1 pseudogene is annotated in these 742 nt (G+C 44.2%); it reads right to left on the reverse strand.

What is annotated here, in order from left to right:
• Nucleotides 1-593, reverse strand: a pseudogene (locus R7Q46_RS26795) (alkaline phosphatase); the annotation flags it as partial.
• Nucleotides 594-742: the final 149 nt, after the last annotated feature.

Raw genomic sequence — 742 nt, forward strand, 5'->3', positions numbered from 1 at the left:
AATCCGTTAGGTATTGATAACCCTGCGTTTTAAATTCTTCGATCAGGTTTCTGTCTTCACGCTCAAAGTATCGAACACCTCCACCAAGTAACAGCTCGACGGGCAGCTTTCCATTTACTTTGTTATCCAAGTAGTCGTCTGCTATCTGATCATAATTACGACGAGATTCGTTGTGCGCGGCAAAGCTTGCGGGCGTCGCGTGGTTAATTTGCGAAGTCGCCACCAAAGCGGTTGTCATGCCCTGCTCTTTCGCTACTTCCAACATCGTTTTAACTGGCTTTTTATGGGTATCGACAGCGACGGCGCCATTGTAACTCTTTATGCCACTGCTTAAGGCCGTCGCGCCTGCTGCACTGTCAGTGACATAAGTATCATCATCGGGATAGGTGTGAGCCATGCCAACCAGTATCGAGTCAAAGACTCGTAGGCTCAATCTGTTTAGTTTCTGGGTTATCTTGATAATAACGGTAGGCGGTTGTGTAGGCAGGGCCCATTCCATCACCGATCATATAAATAATATTTTTCGGTGCTTCATTGGCGTGAACAAGCCCAGCCAGTAAACTGGCCGCAAGTAAAGAGTATCTGATTGTCATATTTCATCCATGAAAAAGTGACTGCGAATATAAGCCGTCACTTTAATTACTGTTTTGCTTACAAGTATTCATCAATACTATCATTCAGTTAGGATGAAACCGCGTGTTACATCATGGTTTTGCAACCCAAATCATTTCTTAAATAGGAT

This window comes from Vibrio sp. 811, assembly GCF_033339195.1.